This is a genomic window from Mycobacterium sp. E740 (genome assembly GCF_001672895.1).
Taxonomy (GTDB): Bacteria; Actinomycetota; Actinomycetes; order Mycobacteriales; family Mycobacteriaceae; genus Mycobacterium.
Genome location: NZ_LZKP01000136.1, coordinates 1 through 19,956, shown reverse-complemented (window position 1 = coordinate 19,956; position 19,956 = coordinate 1). Strand labels below are relative to the sequence as shown.

Annotated in this window: 23 protein-coding genes; 15 read left to right on the top strand and 8 right to left on the bottom strand. The window is 67.4% G+C overall.

What is annotated here, in order from left to right:
- Nucleotides 1-78: 78 nt before the first annotated feature.
- From A5663_RS13045 to A5663_RS13035, 3 genes are read right to left on the bottom strand one after another with little or no spacing between them, the layout of a single operon-like run.
- Nucleotides 79-558, bottom strand: coding sequence for a hypothetical protein (locus tag A5663_RS13045; protein WP_068149303.1), 480 nt, complete (start codon nt 556-558; stop codon nt 79-81).
- A complete protein-coding gene (locus A5663_RS13040; RefSeq protein WP_068149296.1) occupies nt 555-1,547 on the bottom strand; it encodes a xanthine dehydrogenase family protein subunit M in 993 nt (330 codons plus the stop codon). Before A5663_RS13040 ends, A5663_RS13045 begins: the two co-directional genes overlap by 4 nt.
- On the bottom strand, nt 1,544-2,059 hold the full coding sequence (locus A5663_RS13035; protein WP_068149293.1) for a 2Fe-2S iron-sulfur cluster-binding protein: 516 nt from the start codon (nt 2,057-2,059) through the stop codon (nt 1,544-1,546). The genes A5663_RS13040 and A5663_RS13035 overlap by 4 nt, the downstream gene beginning before the upstream one ends.
- Before the next feature lie 212 nt (nt 2,060-2,271).
- On the opposite strand from A5663_RS13035, the gene A5663_RS13030 reads away from it, so the two are divergent.
- The 6 genes from A5663_RS13030 to A5663_RS13005 all read left to right on the top strand — a co-directional run bounded on the left by A5663_RS13030 (nt 2,272) and on the right by A5663_RS13005 (nt 7,146).
- A complete protein-coding gene (locus A5663_RS13030; protein ID WP_068149306.1) occupies nt 2,272-2,820 on the top strand; it encodes a YceI family protein in 549 nt (182 codons plus the stop codon).
- 128 nt (nt 2,821-2,948) lie between these two features.
- The gene (locus A5663_RS13025) at nt 2,949-4,505 is read left to right on the top strand and encodes a serine/threonine-protein kinase (protein WP_068149289.1); all 1,557 of its coding nucleotides are present in this window, start codon (nt 2,949-2,951) and stop codon (nt 4,503-4,505) included.
- 81 nt (nt 4,506-4,586) lie between these two features.
- A complete protein-coding gene (locus A5663_RS13020) occupies nt 4,587-5,048 on the top strand; it encodes a Crp/Fnr family transcriptional regulator (RefSeq protein ID WP_068149305.1) in 462 nt (153 codons plus the stop codon).
- A 57-nt stretch (nt 5,049-5,105) separates the two neighbouring features.
- Nucleotides 5,106-6,491 carry a wax ester/triacylglycerol synthase family O-acyltransferase gene (locus tag A5663_RS13015; RefSeq protein WP_068149287.1) on the top strand — a complete coding sequence of 462 codons (1,386 nt, stop codon included), beginning with the start codon at nt 5,106-5,108 and terminating at the stop codon, nt 6,489-6,491.
- A 45-nt stretch (nt 6,492-6,536) separates the two neighbouring features.
- On the top strand, nt 6,537-6,767 hold the full coding sequence (locus tag A5663_RS13010) for a hypothetical protein (RefSeq protein ID WP_068149285.1): 231 nt from the start codon (nt 6,537-6,539) through the stop codon (nt 6,765-6,767).
- Entirely contained in the window at nt 6,694-7,146 is a 453-nt protein-coding gene (locus A5663_RS13005; RefSeq protein ID WP_231976773.1) for a type II toxin-antitoxin system VapC family toxin, read from the top strand. The genes A5663_RS13010 and A5663_RS13005 overlap by 74 nt, the downstream gene beginning before the upstream one ends.
- A gap of 8 nt (nt 7,147-7,154) precedes the next feature.
- On the opposite strand, the gene A5663_RS13000 is transcribed toward A5663_RS13005, so the two are convergent.
- The gene (locus A5663_RS13000; protein WP_068149279.1) at nt 7,155-9,446 is read right to left on the bottom strand and encodes an alpha/beta hydrolase-fold protein; all 2,292 of its coding nucleotides are present in this window, start codon (nt 9,444-9,446) and stop codon (nt 7,155-7,157) included.
- Between the two features lie 53 nt (nt 9,447-9,499).
- On the bottom strand, nt 9,500-9,928 hold the full coding sequence (locus A5663_RS12995) for a lipoprotein LpqH (RefSeq protein ID WP_231976772.1): 429 nt from the start codon (nt 9,926-9,928) through the stop codon (nt 9,500-9,502).
- Between the two features lie 90 nt (nt 9,929-10,018).
- Here A5663_RS12995 and A5663_RS12990 point away from each other — a divergent pair, with 90 nt between their 5' ends.
- The 9 genes from A5663_RS12990 to fadD1 all read left to right on the top strand — a co-directional run bounded on the left by A5663_RS12990 (nt 10,019) and on the right by fadD1 (nt 17,458).
- Nucleotides 10,019-10,840, top strand: a complete 822-nt coding sequence (locus A5663_RS12990) for a DUF1206 domain-containing protein (RefSeq protein WP_231976771.1) — start codon at nt 10,019-10,021, stop codon at nt 10,838-10,840.
- An 87-nt stretch (nt 10,841-10,927) separates the two neighbouring features.
- Nucleotides 10,928-11,101 carry a CsbD family protein gene (locus A5663_RS12985; protein WP_068149271.1) on the top strand — a complete coding sequence of 58 codons (174 nt, stop codon included), beginning with the start codon at nt 10,928-10,930 and terminating at the stop codon, nt 11,099-11,101.
- A gap of 57 nt (nt 11,102-11,158) precedes the next feature.
- Complete coding sequence (locus A5663_RS12980) at nt 11,159-12,337, top strand: acyl-CoA dehydrogenase family protein (protein WP_068149264.1); 1,179 nt, start codon at nt 11,159-11,161, stop codon at nt 12,335-12,337.
- A gap of 4 nt (nt 12,338-12,341) precedes the next feature.
- Nucleotides 12,342-13,361, top strand: a complete 1,020-nt coding sequence (locus tag A5663_RS12975; protein WP_068149250.1) for an acyl-CoA dehydrogenase family protein — start codon at nt 12,342-12,344, stop codon at nt 13,359-13,361.
- On the top strand, nt 13,358-13,852 hold the full coding sequence (locus tag A5663_RS12970) for a MaoC family dehydratase N-terminal domain-containing protein (RefSeq protein WP_068149247.1): 495 nt from the start codon (nt 13,358-13,360) through the stop codon (nt 13,850-13,852). Before A5663_RS12975 ends, A5663_RS12970 begins: the two co-directional genes overlap by 4 nt.
- A complete protein-coding gene (locus tag A5663_RS12965) occupies nt 13,849-14,271 on the top strand; it encodes a MaoC family dehydratase (RefSeq protein WP_068149246.1) in 423 nt (140 codons plus the stop codon). Before A5663_RS12970 ends, A5663_RS12965 begins: the two co-directional genes overlap by 4 nt.
- Nucleotides 14,268-15,470, top strand: coding sequence for a thiolase family protein (locus tag A5663_RS12960; RefSeq protein ID WP_068149238.1), 1,203 nt, complete (start codon nt 14,268-14,270; stop codon nt 15,468-15,470). The genes A5663_RS12965 and A5663_RS12960 overlap by 4 nt, the downstream gene beginning before the upstream one ends.
- 1 nt (nt 15,471) lies before the next feature.
- A complete protein-coding gene (locus A5663_RS12955; protein ID WP_068149235.1) occupies nt 15,472-15,879 on the top strand; it encodes a Zn-ribbon domain-containing OB-fold protein in 408 nt (135 codons plus the stop codon).
- Nucleotides 15,872-17,458, top strand: coding sequence for a fatty-acid--CoA ligase FadD1 (gene fadD1 / locus A5663_RS12950; RefSeq protein WP_068149233.1), 1,587 nt, complete (start codon nt 15,872-15,874; stop codon nt 17,456-17,458). The genes A5663_RS12955 and fadD1 overlap by 8 nt, the downstream gene beginning before the upstream one ends.
- Here fadD1 and arr read toward each other — a convergent pair.
- The 3 genes from arr to A5663_RS12935 form a co-directional block, all read right to left on the bottom strand.
- Nucleotides 17,449-17,877, bottom strand: coding sequence for an NAD(+)--rifampin ADP-ribosyltransferase (arr, locus tag A5663_RS12945; protein ID WP_068149231.1), 429 nt, complete (start codon nt 17,875-17,877; stop codon nt 17,449-17,451). The genes fadD1 and arr overlap by 10 nt on opposite strands.
- Nucleotides 17,878-17,983: 106 nt before the next feature.
- Complete coding sequence (locus A5663_RS12940) at nt 17,984-19,231, bottom strand: cytochrome P450 (RefSeq protein ID WP_068149229.1); 1,248 nt, start codon at nt 19,229-19,231, stop codon at nt 17,984-17,986.
- Between the two features lie 64 nt (nt 19,232-19,295).
- Nucleotides 19,296-19,956: M15 family metallopeptidase (locus tag A5663_RS12935; RefSeq protein ID WP_156744469.1), on the bottom strand; the 661-nt coding region annotated here is incomplete at its 5' end.

Here is a 19,956-nt window from a genome sequence, read left to right as displayed (position 1 = left end):
GTAAACCGCCCGTGAGGCAGCGGCACTCGTGCGCGTCGAATACGACGATGCGGTCCACGACGTTGAGCTGCGCAGCGATCACCCGAACCTGTACGCGCCCGAGGAGGTCAACGCGGGCTTTCCGACCGACACCACCGACGGTGACGCCGACGCCGCGCTGCGCAGCTCAACGTCGTGGACCGCATCGTCGTATTCGACGCGCACGAGTGCCGCTGCCTCACGGGCGGTTTCGGCACTCTCGGCGATCACGCCGCCGATCAACTGACCGCGGTAGTGCACCTTGTCGTCTTGCAGGACGGCGATGTCGCCGTTGGAGGTGTCGGCCAGTCGAGGCGCGTCGAACACGGTGAGCACAGCGAGAACCCCGTCGATCACCTCAGCTGCAGAGGTGTCCATCGCGGTGATGCGCCCTCTGGCGACGGCGGCCTGGATCGGGTGCAGATAGAGCGGATTCTCGACGTCGTACTCGAACGCGTACGCAGCGGTGCCGGTGACCTTCGCCGGGCCGTCGAGGCGTGTGACAGCGGTGCCGATGACATGGGGCTCCAAGGTGGTCATCGCTGTGCTCCTTCGGCCAGCGCGGTCAGCGTGGCGGCGATGGTGCGGCGGGTGAGTTCGACCTTGAACTCGTTTCCTGGCAGTGGTTTCGCCTCCTGGAGTTCGGAGTTCGCCGCCGCAAAAAAGCTCTCTTCGGTGGCGGGCTGCCCCGTGAGCACCTTCTCGGCCCGGCGAGCGCGCCACGGCTTGTGCGCGACGCCGCCGAGTGCGATGCGCGCGGAGGTGACCGTGCCGTCGTCGACGACGGCTTCGGCGGCCACCGACGTCAGCGCGAACGCGTAGGAGGCGCGGTCGCGCACCTTGCGGTAGGTCGAGCGGGCGCCGTCCGGCGGCGGTGGAATCTCGACGGCGGTGATCAGCGCGCCGGGCGGCAGTTCGGTGTCTCGGTCGGGACGGTTACCGGGCAGGCGGTGAAAATCGGTGAGCGGCACACGGTGTTCGCCGTCGGCGTCGTGGTAGACGACCACCGCGTCGAGCGCAGTCATCGCGACGGCCATGTCCGACGGGTGCACAGCGACACAGTGTTCGGATGCGCCGAGGATCGCGTGGTAGCGGACATAGCCGCCGATGGCCGAGCATCCCTCGCCGGGAGTGCGCTTGTTGCACGGGGTGGTGATGTCCTGGAAGTACACACATCGGGTGCGCTGCAACAGGTTTCCCGCAGTGGTCGCCAGATTGCGGAGCTGTCCCGACGCGGCGGAAAGCAACGCCCGGGCCAGAACCGGATAGCGGCTGCGCACCACCGGATGCGCGGCGAGGTCACTGTTGCGGACGTCGGCGCCGACGCGCAGCGAGCCGTCGGGCAGCTGGTCGACGTCGGCGAGCGGCAGGTGCCCGACGTCCACGACGAGCGACGGCTCGACGATCCCGAGTTTCATGTGGTCGACGAGATTGGTTCCCCCGGCGAGGAACACGGCGTCCGGACGGTCGGCGACAGCGGTGACCGCGTCTGCGATGCTGGTGGCGCGGTGGTAGTCGAACGGGATCACCGCGCGGCCTCACTGATCGCGGCGACGATGTTGGGATAAGCGGCGCAGCGGCAGAGGTTGCCGCTCATGCGTTCGCGGATCTCGTCGTCGGAAAGTTCCGGTGGCGCTTCGAGGTCTTCGGTGACATGGCTGGGGGAGCCGGCCTTCACTTCGTCGAGCATGCCGACGGCCGAGCAGATCTGGCCGGGCGTGCAGTAGCCGCACTGGAAGCCGTCGTGGTCGAGGAAGGCTTGCGCGACGGGATGCAGCGCGCCGGCATCGCCGAGGCCGGCAGCCGTGACGATCTCGGCGCCGTCGTGGGCGACGGCGAAGGCCAGGCAGGTGGTCACGCGCCTGCCGTCGAGCAGGACGGTGCAGGATCCGCACTGGCCGTGGTCGCAGCCCTTCTTCGGGGCAGTGACGCCGAGGTGTTCGCGCAGCAGGTCGAGCACAGTCGTGCGGTTGTCGATGTGGATCGAGTGCCGGGTGCCGTCGACCGACACGTTGATGTCGCTGAAGTGGGCTGACTCCATCGTGGGCAGATACCCGCGTCGCACGTGGTGAAACGGGGTGGGCCGCATCAGGCAGCGGCAGGAGCAGTAGCAGATTTGCCCACCTCTGAGCGACAAGACTCATAGATACGAATCGCGCGCCACTGACCCCGCCGCGGTTTGTCGCTCAGAGGCGGGCACAACGGTTCCGCCCTGGACGCCGCGACTCAATACAGCCCCCCACAATGGACCGCATGCCTACAGAAACCTGGAAGCTGGACCAGTCCGACGGTGAACTCACGATCCGCACCGGCGTCCAGGGCCGCGCCGCCAAGATGGGCCACCGCCTGACCATCGCCATGAACGCGTGGCACGCCACGGTCGAGTGGGTGGACGGCGAACCGACGCGGGTGACACTGGACATCGAAGTGGACTCGCTCGAGGTGCTCAGCGGCGAGGGCGGCGTCACGCCGTTGACCGGACCCGAGAAGGCGCTCGCGCGATCGAATGCATTGAAAGTGCTCGATGCGAAGCGGTTTCCGACGATCACCTTCGAAACCGATGACATCGAGAAGAACGACGACGGATATCGGCTCAACGGCCAACTGAGTATTCACGGGACTACCCGTGAGCAGGTGGTCGAGGTGGTGACCACGAACACAAAAGAGATGTGGCACATCTCATGTGAAGCCGACGTGCGGCACTCTGACTTCGGCCTGAAGCCGTATTCCATGTTCATGGGCGCGATGAAGGTCGCCGACGAGGTCACGATCAAGTTCAGCGGGAACGTGAACGATCGGTAGCCTGTACCTCAGGAATTCGACTGTGCTGCTGCGACATCGGAGCGCATGCGCGCCGGCGGGTTAGGCAACAGCGGGTTGCGGGAACACTATCGACTGCTGCGCTGACGTCGAAAGAGGAAGGACTACATGTGAGCTCCGCGAAGGGCTCTCGGCTGGGCACGCGATTCGGGCCGTACGAGCTGGAATCGCTGATCGGCGTCGGCGGCATGGGCGAGGTGTACCGCGCGTACGACACCGCAAAGGAGCGGCCGGTCGCGCTCAAGCTCCTACGTCCCGATATGGCAGCCGACCCCAATTTCCAGGAACGCTTCCGGCGCGAGTCGCGCGTTGCCGCGCGGCTGCAGGAACCGCACGTCATCCCGGTGCACGATTTCGGCGACATCGACGGAACGCTCTACATCGACATGCGCCTGGTCGACGGGGTGAGCCTCAAGCAGCTGCTGCGAAACGAGGGCGCACTGCCGGCGACCCGCGTCGTGTCGATCATCACGCAGGTGGCCGCGGCGTTGGACGATGCACACGCCAACGGTCTCGTGCACCGCGACATCAAGCCCGAGAACGTACTACTCACCGCCGACGACTTCGCGTATCTGGTCGACTTCGGCATCGCCCACGGCGGTGGGGAAGCGGCGGTGACCAAGACCGGGCTGGTGATCGGCTCGTGCGCGTACATGGCGCCTGAGCGCATCAGCGGCGAGCGCGGCGGTCCCGCCTCCGACGTCTACTCGTTGACCTGCCTGCTCTACGAGTGCCTGACCGGTCGTGCGCCGTTCGACTCCGGCGACCTGCGGGAGGTCATGGGGGCGCACCTGTTCTCCCCGCCGCCGCGGCCGAGCATCATGCGCAGAGGAATCAGCCGAGCCTTCGACGACGTCATCGCGCGCGGAATGGCCAAGAAGCCGACGGACAGATTCGCGACGGCGGGTGAGCTGGCGAAGGCCGCTGCCGCTGCCGCTGCCGCCGCCACAGCCGCCGAGGCACCGGTCATACCGCCTCCGCAATCGGCGCCGTCGACACGGCAGTTCTCGACGGTCGACCCGAACCCCGCCCGCACCGGCTATCGGCCGGCGTACGCGCCAGTGCCGCCGCGGCCGACGAGCCGTAAGCAGCGGTTCGGTCCGGCGCAGGTCGGGCTGATCGCAGCGACCATCGTCCTGTTCACCGCCGCGGCGGTGCTCGCGTTGGTGTTGGCGTTCGGCAACCACAGAGGCGGCACGGTGCCTCAGACGCCGGTCGCGGCGCCGCCGTCGACGACGACGGAGACGGCTCCGTCCACGACCGAGACGACGACTCCCTCCACGACCCCTACGACCACGACGTCAACGTCGCCGACGACCAGTGGCGCACCGATCGCGGGCGTGTCAGGCACTGACTCGCAAGGCTTCGTCGGGCACACTGCCCGCTGCGACGCCGGCGACACACCGGCGGCGGTGATCAGGACCGCGCAGTCGCTGGCGGTGATCTGCGAGACGGATCCGGGCCGCTACCAGTATCGCGGTGAGCGGCTTCGCGACGGCGCCAACGTGCAACTGGCCAACGCCCAGCCGTCGGGCGCCGGCTTCGTCGCCACCAACCCGGCGGACGGCGCGCGCTACGACGTGCAACCCGGCATGCTCACGATCTCCAGCCACGGAAAGGTGGATTCCGCGGAACCTGCGCTGGAGTATGGCTCGGCGAACCGCTGACCTGTCCGTTTCGGCGTAGAAGCGGCGGCGTTTCGCTAGGCTCCCGGGTGTCAGGGGGATATGGCGGATTGGGAGACCACCATGGACAACCGCAGATACGCCCGCGCGAGTGCTGAGGCCCGCGCGCAGGAAGTCGAACAGGACGCCCAGCGACTCCGCGAATTCGACACCTTCGCGAAGTTCTCCGATGCCGACCTCAAGCGTCTCGTCCAAGCGGCGCATCGTACTTCGACGTCGAAGCCATGGCCGTTGATTCGCGAGCAGACACCGTCGGACGCCTGCTACATCCTGCTATCCGGGGAGGTCGGGGTGTACGTCGGCAACGACCGCATCGCCCTGGTCGGTCCCGGCGAAGTCATCGGTGAGTCCGTGCTCCGTCGCGGCTCGCTGCGCAACGCGACCGTGACGACGACGGGGCGCGCCGAGGTGCTGCACATCGACCGTGACGACCTCGACCGCCTGCTCAACGAGATTCCGGCACTGCGCGAGGCGATGGACGCCACTGTCGCCCGGCACGCACCGCAGGCTGCAGAGCAGAGCTGACCTCGACGGAGGCCGCCTGAAGTTTTACGCGACTGTCAACTCGGGTACGTGGTCTGGATGGAACGGCTGAGCGCCTTCGACGCCAGTATGTTGTACAGCGAATCATCCAGCGTGCCGCTGAATGTGTGTTCGATCGCCGAGCTGGACACCCGCACGATGCCCGACGGGTACAGCTTCGACCGCGTGCGTGACCACTTGGCCTCGCGGCTGAAAGCGCTGCCGGAGCTACGGGCGAAACTCGCGAACAGCCAGCTGAATCTGGACCATCCCGTCTGGGTCGAGGACGACGATCTGGATCTGTCGTATCACCTGCACCGCATCGCGCTGCCGGCGCCGGGCGGGCGCACCGAGCTGACCGAGGTGTGCGGGCGGATCGCGTCCTCTGCGCTGGACCGCAGCAAGCCGCTGTGGGAGATGTGGGTGATCGAGGGCGTCGACGGTACCGATCCGCAGGACGGCGGCACGATCGGGCTGATGATCAAGGTGCATCACGCGGCGGTCGATGGCGTCTCGGCGGCCAACCTGATCAGCAAGCTGTGCGACGTGGAGCCCGACGCTCCGCCACCGGATTCGGTCGACGGTCTCGGCAGCGCGACGCGGTGGGAGATCGCCGCGGGCGGTTTCATGCGCTCGCTCACCCGTCCGTTGCAGTTAGCTCGGGTGGTGCCCGCGACGTTGTCGACGGTGATGAGCACGATCACCCGCGCGCGCAGCGGTAAGGCGATGGCCGCTCCGTTCAAGGCGCCTGCGACGGTGTTCAACGCCGAGATCACCTCCGACCGCACGATCGCACTCGCGCAGTTGGAGCTCGACGACGTCAAGCGGATCAAGGATCACTTCGACGTCAAAGTCAACGATGTGGTGATGGCGCTGTGCGCCGGCGCGTTGCGCGGATACCTGGAGAAGCGTGGCGAGCTGCCGGGCAAGCCGCTGATCGCGGTGGTGCCCGCGTCGGTGCACGACAAGTCCGATCGGCCTGGCCGCAACCAGCTTTCGGGCTTTTTCAGCAACCTGCAGACCCACATCGAGGATCCGGTCGAGCGATTGCGGGTCATCGCCGAATCGAATGTGCGCGCCAAGGAACACAGTTCGGCGATCGCCCCGACGCTGCTGGCCGACGTGACTCAGGCACTGCCGCCGCCGCTGTTCGGCGTGGCGATGGAGGTGATGTCACACACCCCGCTCAAGCACACCGCGATCCACAACGTGGTGATCTCGAATGTCGCGGGTCCGCAGATGACTGTGTACGCGATGGGCGCCGAGATGAAATCGCTGTATCCGCTCGGTCCGATCTTCCACGGCTCCGGCCTGAACATCACGGTGCTGTCGCTGAGCGGCAAGCTCAATGTCGGGATCATCTCGTGCCGAAAGCTGGTGCGGGACTTGTGGGATCTGGCCGATCGCTTCGATGACGAGCTGAGCGAGCTGCTCGCCCACTGCTGAACGAAGTTACTTGCTATATGGCGCCAGCGGCGCCAGAATGGCGCCATGCCGAGCGTTCAGATCAAGGATGTGCCGGAGGGCACGCACCGTGTGCTGCGTGAACGCGCCGCCCGAGCGCATCAGTCACTACAGGAGTACCTTCTCAGTCGTCTGATCGCCGACGCCAGCCAGCCGACCATCGACGAAGTCCTCGAGCGCGCCGATGGGCGTCGCGGCGGCAAGGTGTCGTTCACGACAGCAGTCACTGGCCTGCGGGCAGAACGTGATCGTCGTTGATGCGAGCGTCCTAGCGGTGGCGCTGGGTGATGACGGGGCCGATGGACAGTTCGCCCGGCAGCGCCTGGCCGGGGAGAGGCTGGCTGCGCCGGAGATAGTCGATCTCGAAGTCGTGTCCGTATGGCGCCGACACGTCGCCGCGAAGCTGTTGACTGCGCGTCGTGCCACCGCCGCGCTGACAGATCTGGGCGAGTTGCCGCTGTTGCGGGCGCCGCACCGACCCTTGCTCGACCGGATATGGAAGCTGCGTCATTCTGTCACCGCGTACGACGCAGCGTATGTCGCGCTTGCCGAAGCAATGGGCGTCGTCTTCGTCACGGCCGATGCACGTCTCGCTCGAGCGCCGCGCGTCGAATGCGAAGTCGAGCTCATCGCCTGAGGAAAGTCCTACTGGCGCAACAGCGCGGTCATCACATCCTTGGACGGCACTGCCGCGCTGGTCAGCGCGATGGTGTGCCGACCGACGGGCACCTGCACCAGCGGGCCGCTCGGTCGACCGTCGAGCAACACCGCCACATCGGTTGGCAGCGCTGCGAGTTCGACCCGCGCAGGAGTGTCGGTCGAGACGTCGATGGTCGAGGTGTGCAACGCCGCCAGCCCGGCCCTGGCGACGTCAACGGTGATGCCCGCGACGCCGGTCAGCTTCAGCGTCAGGAACGGTATCGGGTCGACGGGAGCGCCTGTGCGCCAGACCAATTCGGTGTACAGACCGGGGGAGAGGTCGAGGTCGGGTTCGACACCGCGGTGGCGCCGGATCGTACGCGACGGGTCCGGATGCGCATACGAGCGCGCGTTGACCGACGCCACGGCGCCGCGTCTGCTTGCGAAATCGGCGTCGGCCACCAGGTTCGACAACCACCAGACCCGATGCGGCCCGATACCGAGGTCGGGGCGCACCAGCTGCGGATACCACGAGTAGGTGATGTGGCCGGGGTCGCCCTGACGCAGCCCGGTACCCATGTGCGCGATCGCATCGTCGAACTCGTCGTCGAGCAGCCAGGTGATGTGGTCCTCGAACGGATAGACGCAGAACCGGTAGCGGTAGCCCAGCCGGTCCAGTTCGAGCACCTGAGACAGCACCGAGGTGATCGGCACCAACTGGTCGAGCACACCGTGGGCGATCACGAACGGCAGCCATCGCGCGTTGGGCAGCAGTTCCCACGTATCACCCTCGCGGGCGCAGTGCGAGTCGAAATCCAGGTTGCCGGGCACGTCGACGTTGGGCAGCAGCCGCACCCCGCAGACGGGCGGCCCAGCCAGCACGACGGCCTGGGCGAACACCTGCGGGTACGTCAGCCCGAATTTGTACGCCGCGTAGCCGCCCATCGAATAGCCCGACACGACTGTGCGGTTGGGGTCGGTGCCGAGCTGTTCGGCCACCCGCGCCCACACCTCCCAGACGTCGAGTTCTCCCTCGTCGAAGTACCAGCACGACGGTCCGCGGGCCAGCGGCGTCACCACCACAGACTCCCGGTCCTCGCAGATCTGGTGCAGCAGCCGCGGATCGATGGCGGCGAACTGGTTCTGCCCCAACGCAAGTGAGTGCAGCAGCAACGTCAGTGGCAATGCGCGGCCGGGTGCGTAGGTCGACGGCAGGCACACCGAGTACGGCTGCACGCGACCCAGGAACTGCGGATCGGTGCTCAGGATGTGGGTGTCGGCGACGCCCTGGCCCAGGTCGATCGACGAGACGTACCAGCGGGTGGACGCGCCGCGCACGATCGGCTCGTCGGTGGTGCGGCGCTCGGCGAGCTGATCCCAGGCGACCGGCAGCGAGAACTCGGTCACGTCACCGTCGGTGAGCGCGGCGGCCTGCGCCTGATCGGACCAAAAATTCAGGTGCGCCTTCTCCTGCTCGTGGGTTCGGAAGGCGACGTTGTAGACGTTCGGTTGGCCGGGCCGCGCCCCGCGGGTGAGTGGGACGTCGGCGAAACCGTCGCCCGCGTCGTTCGCCAGCCCGGCGGCCAACCGGACGGTCCATGTGCCTGTCGGTTCGACGAGCGCGCGGGGCACTCGGGCAAGGAAGGACCGTGACTGCATGTCGACGGTGTGGGTGACCGCGGTCGACGTCTGCGTGGCGAGGTCGATCAGCTGTGCGCCGTTGCCGGAGATGAGCAGAGCCATGTCGATCCCGGCGGACGTGACGCCGGCGCCGGCAGGCCACTTGTTGGTGGGCGCTGCCGCCCGGTTGGTGTCGAAGGTGAAGAGCGCGACGGGGATTGACGGGTCGAGCAGGGTGTTCCAATCGACGCGCCACCAGGTGTGGCTCTCGGTCAACCCGATCGCGACGCGGAAGATGTCGGCGCCGTTGCGGGCGGCGGGACCGTCGGGATAGACGTAGGTGCCGCGCGGCGGTACCAGGCCGCCGGTCGGGATGCTGACCGGCACGCCGGTCGCGCCGTGGTCGTCGTAGAGGAAGTCGGTCCAGAACAGGGCACCGCCGCCGTAGCGGCCGGTACCACAGGTGCGCGGGAAGTCCTCGCCGAAGGGCCACCCTTCCGGCGCTGGGAGTTTCGGTTCGGGGCGCAGCGCGGCAGGAGGAACGCCTTCGGGCATCCCGTTGACGACTCTCAGGTCCTCCGGGGGCGCCGGTGTGTCCGGGGCGACGGCCTTCAGGACGGAGCCGGCTGCGCGCAGCCCGATGCGGACGGGTAGCAGCGCCAAATCGATGAGGGACATGGCCTCAACGTATGGGGAGTGCGGTCGTTCGTGGTCGATTTGCGGCCCGCGAGTTAGCAGGGCGCTTTGATCTCGAAGGGCATGGCCCGGGTCTGGCTCGGGTGTGCGTGGTCAGAGCCCTCGACGGTGCCGCTGATGACGTAGACGTTCTTGTCGATCGACACCTGCGCCTTCCCGGTGCCGCTGCCGGCGACGCCGTGGATGTCGTTGATGTTCTCGATGTTGACGGTCCTGACTTCCGGCTCCGTCCCGCCGAGGTGCAGGAAGATTTGGGCGCGGCCGGGGTTCGCGGCGGCGTCGATCGTGAGGTCCCACGCGTGCTGCGTGCACTCGACCGACTTGGTGGTCTGCGTCTTGCCGTCGATCGAGATCCGCCCCGACTGCGCCGGCTCTTCGGTGGGCGTCGGCCCGACTAGGCCGCAACCGGCGACGACGGCCGTCGCCGTCAACGCGGCTGGCAGGCCGATGAATCGAAACGGCACCGAGCGCATCGATCGAGCATCACACAATTCCTGCGCCGACCGCGGCCTAAGCGCGGTTTTGCCAGGAAAAGCGTCGGGTACCACAGCCGAATGGCAGGCGGCATGAGCTTCAAGGGTGCCGTCAACGAGGCCACCGGAAGCCGCGTCGTCCGGGTGATCGCGCGGGCCGGTTACCCGGTCAGCGGGTTGCTGCACCTGCTGGTGGCGTACATGATCGCGCGCATCGCCGTGGGCGAAGGTGGCGAGGCCGACCAGACGGGCGCGCTGGCGACGGTTGCCGCCGAGGGTGGCGGCGCCACGACCCTGTGGGTCATCGCCGGTGGGCTGCTCGCACTCGCGATGTGGCGGCTCGCGGAAACAGTGCTGGGCCTGCATCCGGGTGAGCGCACCGACGCCGATCGACGTCGTTCGCCGATCATCAACCGGCTGAAGGCTTTTGGGCTCTGCATCGTGTATGTCGCAGTGGCGGTCACGGCGATCCAGTTCGCGCTGGGCGCCGGCCGGCAGGGCAGTGAGCGAGCCGTGGCGTTGAGCGCGCGGCTGATGCAGTCCGAGGCCGGGCGGGCGGTGCTCGTCGTCGCGGGGTTGGTGATCGCCGTGATCGGCGGCTACCTCGTCTACAAGGGCGCGTCGAAGAAGTTCCTCGAGGACCTCACCGGGCCCGGCGGGCGGCTGATCACCGTGTTGGGAGTCTGCGGTCATATCGCGGAGGGGACGGTGCTGTGTGCGGCCGGCGTCTCGGTGATGGGAGCGACGTATCTGAGCGATCCCGCCAGGGCGACGGGCCTCGACGGGGCGGTCAAGGCGCTGGGCCGCACCGACTTCGGTGCAGTGATCTTGATCGCTGCAGCGACGGGTTTCGCGGCGTACGGGCTGTACTGCTTCGCGCTTGCCCGGTACTCCCGGATGTGAGGACCAGGTTTCCGTTTCGAGCGATCGAGGTACACCCCACCAAGTGACCGGCCAGTGGGGCCGGCGTCAGGAGTCAGGAGCATCGCGGTGAGCGCAACGGACAAAGCCAAGAACAAGATCGAAGACCTCGGCGGCAAGGCGAAGGAAGCACTCGGCAACGCCACCGGCGACGAGAGCACCCGCAACGAGGGCCGAGGCGATCAGGCGAAGTCGAGCCTCAAGGACGCCGGTGAAAAGGTGAAGGACGCGTTCAAGAAGTAGCGCTCCGCACGGCGACTTTTCCCTCCGGGTAGACAGTTTCTCGATACTGTCGCCTGCGTGGACTTCGAGCTCGACGACGAGCAGCGCGCGTGGGTCGCCGAGGTGCGGCAGTTCCTCGCCGAACACGCCACGTCCGCCCTGAAGGCCGAGATCCTCGAGCACGGTCTCGAGTACCAGGGCGGCGAGGTCACAGCGTTTCGCCGCAAGATCGGCGAGAAGGGCTGGTTCGGCCTGAACTGGCCGACGGACTACGGCGGGCTCGGCCTCACCGCCCTCCATCAGCACCTGCTGATGAGCGAGTTCGAGTACGCCGGTGTGCCCGGGCCGGACCTGACGGTGACGTCGGTGGCGCCGATGATCATGCGGCACGGCACCGAGCAGAACAAGAAAGAGTTCCTGCCCGGCATCGCCCGCGGCGAGATCGTCTGCGCGCTCGGCTATTCCGAACCCAACGCGGGGACCGACCTCGCCGGCCTGCGGACGCGTGCGGTCCGTGACGGTGACGAGTGGGTGATCAACGGCTCGAAGATCTGGAACAGCGGCGCCCAGCGGTCCACCCACGAATGGCTGTGTGTGCGCACCGATCCCGACGCGCCGCGACACCGCGGAATCTCGGTGATCATGGTGCCGATCGACAGCCCCGGCATCGAGATCCACCCGCTGTACGCGTGGTCGGGCTACCGCACCAACGAGACTTTCTTCCGCGACGTCCGCATACCGGTGACGAACCTGATCGGCGAGGAGAACGCGGGCTGGACGTACATCACCGGCGCGCTGGACCACGAACGCGGCGCGCTGACCACGCCGGGCGATCTGCGCCGCGCGGTCGAGGACCTCGTTGCGTTGGCGGGAAGCTCGCTGCGCGACGGATCGGTGCCCGCTGACGACCCGGTGTTCCGCCGGCGCCTCGCCGCGGTCGAGGCCGACGTCGAGGTCGCCACGCTGATGGGTTACGAGGCCGCCTCGCTGCTGGACAGCGGCCGCATACCCACGGTTGAGGTCAGCGTCGAGAAGATCTTCACCAGCGAATTGCGCCAGCGCATCGCCGATCTCGCGCTCGATCTGCTCGGCCCCGACGGGCTCATGGCCTACCGAAGCGCGGGCGCCCCGTTCGGCGGGTTCTTCGAGCGGCTGTACCGGGTGTCGCCGCTGATGCGGTTCGGCGGCGGTACCAACGAGGTGCTGCGGGACGTGATCGCGCAACGCGGCCACAAGATGCCGTCGTACGGGCGGTGACGGCATGCGGGTGATTCCGTCGCAGGACGAGCGCGACCTGGCCGCCATGTGCCGCGGGGTGCTCGCGGCCGAACTCGAGCCGTCAGCGCAGTGGAAGGCGCTGGCCGACGCCGGTGTGCTGGGCCTGGCCGTCGACGGTGGCCTCACCGCGGCCGGAGTCTTCTGCGTTGAGGCGGGAAGAGCGCTGTGTCCCAGAGTCGTTCAGAGCACAATGTATGCCGCGCTGGCATTCGAGTGGCTCGGCGTGCCGTCGTCGTGGCTGCCGCGGCTGATGTCCGGCGACGCGCGCGGCACGTTCGCGCTGTTCAATCAGCGGGATTGTTCGGACCTCCGACCGCTGCTGCAAGCCCGCCGTTGCGGCGAGGGGTGGCGGGTGAGCGGTGCCGCGGACTTCGTCGTCGACGCCGACGCGGCCGACGTGATCGTCGTACATACCGACGCGGGCGTGGTCGCCGTTGACACCACGGCGTCGGGCGTCGCCGTCGAACCCACTCCCCTGATGGGCGGGTTCCCGTCGTTCACGGTTCGGCTCGACGACGTCGCAGTCGACGAACCGGTACCGGCCGACGATGAGGCACTGCGACGTCTGGCGAATGCCATTGTGGCGCTTGACTGTCTGGACCTGGTCGGCGTTGGTGAGGCGGTGATCGACCGCACCGTCGCGTACACGACGATGCGTGAGCAGTTCGGCAGGCCCATCGCGTCGTTCCAGGCGGCGCAGCATCTGGTCGCCGACATGCACATCGCGTCAGCCGCGGCTCGGCTGGCTGCACAGTCGGCGGTGTTCTGGATCGGGCGCGGCCACACCGCGACCCGGCAGACGGCTGTCGCGCGGATGCGGGCGGCCGAGGTCAAGAAGATCACGTTGGACGCACACCAGCTGCACGGCGGGATGGGTTACGTCGTCGACACCGGCCTGTACCTGTACTCGTCGCGGGCGCGGGTGTTGTCGACGTTCGGCGGAGGAGCGGATATCGCGGCGAAATGGCTTGAGCGCGAGATGAACTGGGGCGATAAGCGATGACGCTGATCGACGCGGAGTCGGCGGCCAAGATCGGCACAGTCGTCGCGGTAGCGACCGGCGACGTCTACCGGCGCGACTGGCAGCGCTGGGCCGCGGCGATCGGTGACCACAACCCGCTGTGGTTCGACGCCGACTACGCCCGTGCGCACGGGTATCGCGACATCATCTGCCCGCCGCTGTACCTGCAGTACGCGATCCTCGGCGTGGTCCGGCTCGACGAGCTGCGCTCGGACGGGTCCTCGGGCGCGGTCACCGGCAGCATGGCGTTCCCGCGGGCGCCCCGGCGGATGGCCGGCGGCGAGAACACCACGTTTCACCTGCCCGCCTACCACGGCGACGAGGTCGAGATGGTCCGCACCGTCGACTCGATCGTCGAAAAGCAGGGCCGGTCGGGCGATTTCGTGCTGGTGACATGGCGTGCCGAGTACCGCAACCAGCACCGCGAGCTGCTCGCGGAAGCCACCACGTCGATGATTGCCAGGCCCGCATGAGCCTCCGCTACGAGGACGTCGACACCGGCGACGCGATTTCACCGCTGGTGATCACCGTCGACGAGACGCAGATGTTCTTCTTCAGCGCCGCCACCTACAACGGGCACCGCATCCACTACGACAAGCAGTGGGCACGCGACACCGAGGGCTACGACGATGTGCTGGTGCAGGGCCCGCTGCAGGCGGCGCTGCTGTCGCGGGCGTTGACCGACTGGATCGGCGGCGACGGGCGGCTGGTGGCGTTTTCGGTGCAGAACCGCGCGGTCGCCTATCCCGGCCAGGAGCTGACGTTCGGCGGCGTGGTCACCGGCAAGCGGGAAGGTGGCCTGGTCGACCTCGACATCTTTTGCAAGCGCGGTGACGACGTGCTGATGCCGGGCACCGCGACAGTCGCGCTACCGCAACGGGACTCGGCATGACCGGCCTGCGTGGTGAGGCGGCGATCGTGGGTATCGCCGAACTCCCCGCCGAGAAGCGGCAGAGCGGACCGCCGATGTTCACGCTCGACCAGTACGCGCGGCTGGCCAAGATGGTGATCGAGGACGCCGGCGTGAATCCCGCCGTGGTGAACGGGTTGTCGTGCCATGGCGTCGCCGAGTCGGACATGTTCGCTCCCGCCACGCTTTCGGAGTACCTGGGGTTGCCGCTCGACTTCGGTGACCGCGTCGACCTCGGTGGGGCGACCGCCGCGGGCATGGTGTGGCGTGCCGCCGCGGCGGTCGAGCTCGGACTGTGCGAGGCAGTGCTCGCCGTGATGCCAGGATCGACCGAGATCCCGCGCTCGGAGACTCGACCCGGCCGCACCCTCGGCTGGTACGGCGCGTCGAGCAACAATTACGGCTCACCGCAGGCGGAGTTCGAGATCCCGTACGGCAACGTCGGCCAGAACGGCCCCTATGCGCAGATCGCGCAGCGCTATGGCTTCGAATTCGGCTACGACCCAGTGGCATTGGCGCGGATCGCGGTGCAGCAGCGCGAGAATGCCTGCGCGCACCCGGGTGCGGTGTTCCACGGCAAGCCGATCACCGTCGACGACGTGCTGAACAGCCCGGTGATCGCCGACCCGATCCACATGCTGGAGACCGTGATGCGGGTGAAGGGCGGCGCCGGAGTGCTGATCGCCAACGCCGAGGTCGCGCGCCGATCGCGGCATCGGCCGGTGTGGCTCAAGGGGTTCGGCGAGCACATCCGGTTCAAGACGCCCACCTACGCCGACGACCTGATGCACACGCCGGTCGCCCGGGCGGCCGACCGCGCATTCACGATGGCGGGACTGCAGCGCACCGACATCGACATGGCGTCGATCTACGACTGCTACACCATCACCGTGCTGATGACGTTGGAGGACGCCGGATTCTGCGGCAAAGGTGAGGGCATGACGTGGCTGACCGAACACGACCTGACGTTCCGCGGCGACTTTCCGCTCAACACCGCGGGCGGCCAGTTGTCCTACGGGCAGGCGGGGATGGCGGGCGGAATGCACCACGTCGTCGACGCCGCCCGCCAGATCATGGGCCGCTCCGGCGCAGCGCAGGTCCGCGACTGCAACACCGCGTTCGTCACCGGGACCGGCGGCATCATGAGCGAGCAGGTCGCGCTGATCCTGGGAGGCGACTGACATGACCGCGCCGCTGCCGGAGCCGACGCCGGTGTCGCAGCCCTTCTGGGATGCATTGCGCGAGCACCGGATTCTGATCCAGTACTCACCGTCGGCGTCCCGCTACGTGTTCTACCCGCGGACACTGGCACCGGGCACGCTGGCCGACGATCTCGAATGGCGCGAAATCGACGGTGCCGGAACGCTCTACACCTACACCGTGGCCCGCCGTCCGACCGGGCCACCGTGGGCGGACAAACTGCCGCAACTGCTCGCGGTGGTCGAGTGGGACGAGGGCCCGCGGGTGAGCACCGAACTGGTCGACGTCGCACCCGAGGACATCCGCATCGGGATGCGGGTGCGCCCGGTGTTCGTCGATGTCCCCGACGCGGCCGTCACGCTGCTGAAGTACCGGCCCGCCGATGATTGAGACCGTGCAGCAGCTGCTGCGGACCCGTATGGACGACGACACCCCCGCGGTGGCGTACGGCGAGCGGACGTGGACGTGGCGCGAACACCTGGCCGAAGCGGCGGCGGAAGCGTCGATGATCATCGCGCTCACCGATGCATCCCGACCGCTGCATGTCGGCGCGCTGCTGGGCAATACGCCCGCGATGCTGCGGTCGATGGCGGCCGCGGCGCTCGGCGGATACGTGCTGTGCGGGATCAACACGACCCGCCGCGGTGATGGGCTGGCCGGTGACATCAGGTGTGCGGACTGTCAGGTGGTTCTCGCTAACCATGACCACTTGCCGCTGCTCGACGGCCTCGATCTGGGTGGTGCGACGGTGATCGACGTCGACGGGCCTTCCTATCGTGAGGCGGCCTGCGAGGCGAAACCGCTTGTGCCGCATCGCGAGGTTACCGGCATGGACCCGGTTCTGATGCTGTTCACGTCGGGCACCAGCGGCGATCCGAAGGCCGTGCGGTTCGCGCACGCGATGGCGGTGTTGTGCGGGGCGAGCCTGGTGGACCGGTTCGAGTTGACTGCCGACGACGTGTGCTACCTGTCGATGCCGCTGTTCCATTCCAATGGCGTGGCGGCCGGCTGGGCGGTGGCGATCGCGTGCGGGGCGACGATGGTGCCGGCGAAGTTCTCGCCGACCCGCTTCCTGGGCGACGTCCGCCGCTACGGGGCGACGTACATGAACTACGTCGGCAAGCCGCTGGCGCTCGTGTTGGGCACGCCGGAGCGGCCCGACGACGCGGACAACCCGCTGCGGGCGGCGTTCGGCAACGAGGCGACCGAGCGCGACATCGACGAGTTCGCGCGGCGGTTCGACTGCCGCGTCGTGGACAGCTTCGGGTCGAGCGAATTCGCGGTCGTCGTGATGCGCGAAGACGGCTGCCCGCTCGGCTCGATCGGCAAGGGCTATCCCGGCGTGGCTGTCTACCGCGCCGACACGGTGACCGAGTGCGCGACAGCGGTTTTCGACGAGCACGGCGCGCTGGCCAACTTCGACGACGCCGTCGGCGAGCTGGTCAACACGTATGGTGTCGGCGGGTTCACCGGCTACTACAACGATGCGGCCGCCACCGAAGAGCGGATGCGCCACGGCATGTACTGGTCGGGAGACCTGGCCTACAAGGACGCCGACGGCTGGATCTACCTGGCGGGCCGCACGGCGGACTGGATGCGGGTCGACGGGGAGAACCTCGCGGCGGGCCCGATCGAGCGAATCCTGCACCGGCTGAAGGAGATCAACCTCGTCGCGGTGTACGCTGTGCCAGACGAACACGTCGGCGACCAGGTGATGGCGGCCGTCGTCTTCAACGAGCCGCTGACACCCGAGCGGTTCACCGAATTCCTGGCCGCACAACCGGATCTGTCGCCGAAGGCATGGCCGCGATACGTGCGCATCAACGACGTTCTTCCGCAGACCGCGACCAACAAGATCCTCAAACGGGCACTGATACAGGAGGGGGTCACCGCCGGTGGGGGTGTGCTGTGGGAGCGCGAGCCGCGCGGGCGCCGGTACTCGGCGCTTCCCGACGCGGTTCAGTCGTAGATGACGGCAAGTCCCCTGCGCTGCAGGTCGGCCAGGCCGTCGCGCATGGCTTGCAGCTGTTCGGGTGTATGCCCGACCCAGTCGGTGATCTCGCCGGCGATCTTCACGGGCTCGCGGGTGCGGTAAGACCGCGTCGGGTTTCCGGGGAACTTCTTGTCCGTGACGTTCGGGTCGTCCTCCACCGGGCCCTGAGGTTCGACGATGTAGATGCGGCCGCGTCCCTCGCCTGCGGCCAGTTCGGCTCCCCACACGGCGGCGTCGAGTGTCTGGGTGAAGTAGACGTGGTTCGAGATGCGCCCGTCTTCGAAGTTCGACCGTCGCCCCGCCACCAGCAGATCACCCACGGACAGATCGGCTTTGGTGCCGTGTAGATAGGCACCGGATTCGTGGACTTCGAATGGTTTCGGCGTGCTCGGCACGACAATCTCCGTTCGTTGTGGTTCGTGGCCGCAAGATTGTGCAGCACGCATGGGGCCTTGCGGCAAGCCCCACCCTCCGTCGTACAGTAAGAGTGGGACGACGTTCCTAGTGCGTGTGGTAGTCGACCTGCCAGTGCTTGATTCCGTTGATCATGCTCGACCGCAGCCGTTCCGGTTCTCCGGCGGACTGCAGATCCGGTAGGTGGTCGGCGATCGCGTTGAACATCAGGTCGATCGTCATTCGCGCGAGGTTGGCGCCGATGCAGTAGTGCGCACCGGTTCCACCAAAGCTCAAGTGCGGGTTGGGGCTTCGCCGGATGTCGAAGCGGAACGGATCGTCGAAGACGTCTTCGTCGAAGTTCGCCGACCGGTAGAACAGCACGAGTCGCTGCCCCTTCTTGATCGGCACGCCCGAGAGTTCGGTGTCGGCGATCGCCGTGCGCTGGAACGCGGTGATCGGCGACGCCCAGCGAATGATCTCGTCGGCAGCGGTCTTCGGCCGCTCGGCTTTGAAAAGCTCCCACTGGTCGGGGAAGTCGCTGAACGCCATCATGCCCTGGGTGATGGAGTTGCGACTGGTCTCGTTGCCGGCGATCGCGAGCGTGACGACGAACATGCCGAACTCGGCGTCGTTGAGCTGGCCGTCGGCGTCGGCGTCGATCAGCGTGGTCACGATGTCCTGATCTTTGGGGCCGGGGTCTTCGGCCTTGCGTTGCGCGAGTTGCATGGCGTACCACATCAATTCGGCGGCCGAACCGAGCGCGTCGTATTCGGCGAACTCGGGATCGTCGTCGCCGATCATGCGGTTGGACCAGTCGAAGATCTTCTCGCGGTCCTCGAGCGGAACACCGAGCAGCCCGGCGATCGCCTGCAGCGGCAGCTCGCGCGCGACCTGCAGCACGAAGTCGCCGGAACCTTGTTCGGCGGCATGGGCGGCGATGCGCTGTGCGCGTTGGTTCAGCTCGGCTCGGAGCCGTTCGACGGCGCGGGGAGTGAAGCCCCGGGAGACGATCTTGCGTAGCCGCGTGTGCTCGGGGTCGTCCATCATGATCATCGACGCGCGGCCCGCTTCGATCTGACCGCCGCCGCCGGTGACCTTGTAGCGGGGCACCACGGATTTCGCGGCGGAGGAGAAGACGTCGGTGCGCAGCGACACTTCGCGGACGTCGCGGTGCTTGGTCACGACCCAGTAGCCGCCGTCGCCGAAGCCGCCGACATCTTCGGGCTGTTCGTTCCACCAGATCGGCGCGCAGCGACGCAGTTCGGCGAACTCCTCGACCGGCAGCCGGTGGGCGTAGATGTCGGGGTCGGTGAAGTCGAAGCCGGTGGGGAGGTTCGGGGCATTCGTCGACATGAATCCAGGATGGGACTGTTGGCCTGCGAATATCGGTGATTCCCCGAACAAGTGCAGGCTCGGGTTATTCGGGGAGCTCGAAGTGTTGATAGTCCTTGGGGGTGCGCCAGTCGCCTCCCCAAGTCCAGCCGCGGTCGGTGAAGACCCGCACTGCGGGGTCGCCGTCGTGGAGTATGCCCGGGTCGGTGCGGGCACGGTCGACGTAGGGCGCCGCGTTGGCGGGCTCGAATGCGCCCGTGCTGTCGATGTACGGGTTGATGAGCGGATTGATGTCAATGGCGCGGCCGTAGGCGTGCAGGGACCAGTTGTCTGAGTCTGGAATGCCGCGGCAATTGAACGCTGAGGTGTTGTTGTCGCGCATGGACAACTCGTCCTCTGCGCCGGGGTAATGGTCGGGTGTGCGCATCTTCTCGATGGGATAGCCGATTCGGCGGAGCTGCTCGAAGATCTCGATGACCTCAGGTACGAGGTCTTCGTGCACGATCAGGTCTCCGCGGTGGATCTGGCCGTCCATTCCGAGGTGGTCGATCTCGACTCGCCGCAGCTGCGTCGGGCCGAGTGGACACCCCGGTCGCCAGCTGTCGCCGAGTTCGGCGGCGGTGACGGGCAGCACGCGGGCGGGTGCCGGCGACGGGGGGACTGGTGGTGGCGGCACGGCACCAGGCATGTTCGCGACGCAGTAGAAGGCGGTGTCGTGGACGCTGTAGGTCGGGTCGTCGTGGGTG

What these genes read in the sequence shown, in the direction of transcription:
- A5663_RS13045 (WP_068149303.1), bottom strand. Translation starts at nt 558, where the DNA reads ATGACCACCTTGGAGCCCCATGTCATCGGCACCGCTGTCACACGCCTC.
- A5663_RS13035 (WP_068149293.1), bottom strand. Translation starts at nt 2,059, where the DNA reads ATGGAGTCAGCCCACTTCAGCGACATCAACGTGTCGGTCGACGGCACC.
- A5663_RS13030 (WP_068149306.1), top strand. Translation starts at nt 2,272, where the DNA reads ATGCCTACAGAAACCTGGAAGCTGGACCAGTCCGACGGTGAACTCACG.
- A5663_RS13020 (WP_068149305.1), top strand. Translation starts at nt 4,587, where the DNA reads ATGGACAACCGCAGATACGCCCGCGCGAGTGCTGAGGCCCGCGCGCAG.
- A5663_RS13015 (WP_068149287.1), top strand. Translation starts at nt 5,106, where the DNA reads ATGGAACGGCTGAGCGCCTTCGACGCCAGTATGTTGTACAGCGAATCA.
- A5663_RS13010 (WP_068149285.1), top strand. Translation starts at nt 6,537, where the DNA reads ATGCCGAGCGTTCAGATCAAGGATGTGCCGGAGGGCACGCACCGTGTG.
- A5663_RS13005 (WP_231976773.1), top strand. Translation starts at nt 6,694, where the DNA reads ATGGGCGTCGCGGCGGCAAGGTGTCGTTCACGACAGCAGTCACTGGCC.
- A5663_RS13000 (WP_068149279.1), bottom strand. Translation starts at nt 9,446, where the DNA reads ATGTCCCTCATCGATTTGGCGCTGCTACCCGTCCGCATCGGGCTGCGC.
- A5663_RS12990 (WP_231976771.1), top strand. Translation starts at nt 10,019, where the DNA reads ATGGCAGGCGGCATGAGCTTCAAGGGTGCCGTCAACGAGGCCACCGGA.
- A5663_RS12975 (WP_068149250.1), top strand. Translation starts at nt 12,342, where the DNA reads ATGCGGGTGATTCCGTCGCAGGACGAGCGCGACCTGGCCGCCATGTGC.
- A5663_RS12970 (WP_068149247.1), top strand. Translation starts at nt 13,358, where the DNA reads ATGACGCTGATCGACGCGGAGTCGGCGGCCAAGATCGGCACAGTCGTC.
- A5663_RS12965 (WP_068149246.1), top strand. Translation starts at nt 13,849, where the DNA reads ATGAGCCTCCGCTACGAGGACGTCGACACCGGCGACGCGATTTCACCG.
- A5663_RS12960 (WP_068149238.1), top strand. Translation starts at nt 14,268, where the DNA reads ATGACCGGCCTGCGTGGTGAGGCGGCGATCGTGGGTATCGCCGAACTC.
- A5663_RS12955 (WP_068149235.1), top strand. Translation starts at nt 15,472, where the DNA reads ATGACCGCGCCGCTGCCGGAGCCGACGCCGGTGTCGCAGCCCTTCTGG.
- fadD1 (WP_068149233.1), top strand. Translation starts at nt 15,872, where the DNA reads ATGATTGAGACCGTGCAGCAGCTGCTGCGGACCCGTATGGACGACGAC.
- A5663_RS12940 (WP_068149229.1), bottom strand. Translation starts at nt 19,231, where the DNA reads ATGTCGACGAATGCCCCGAACCTCCCCACCGGCTTCGACTTCACCGAC.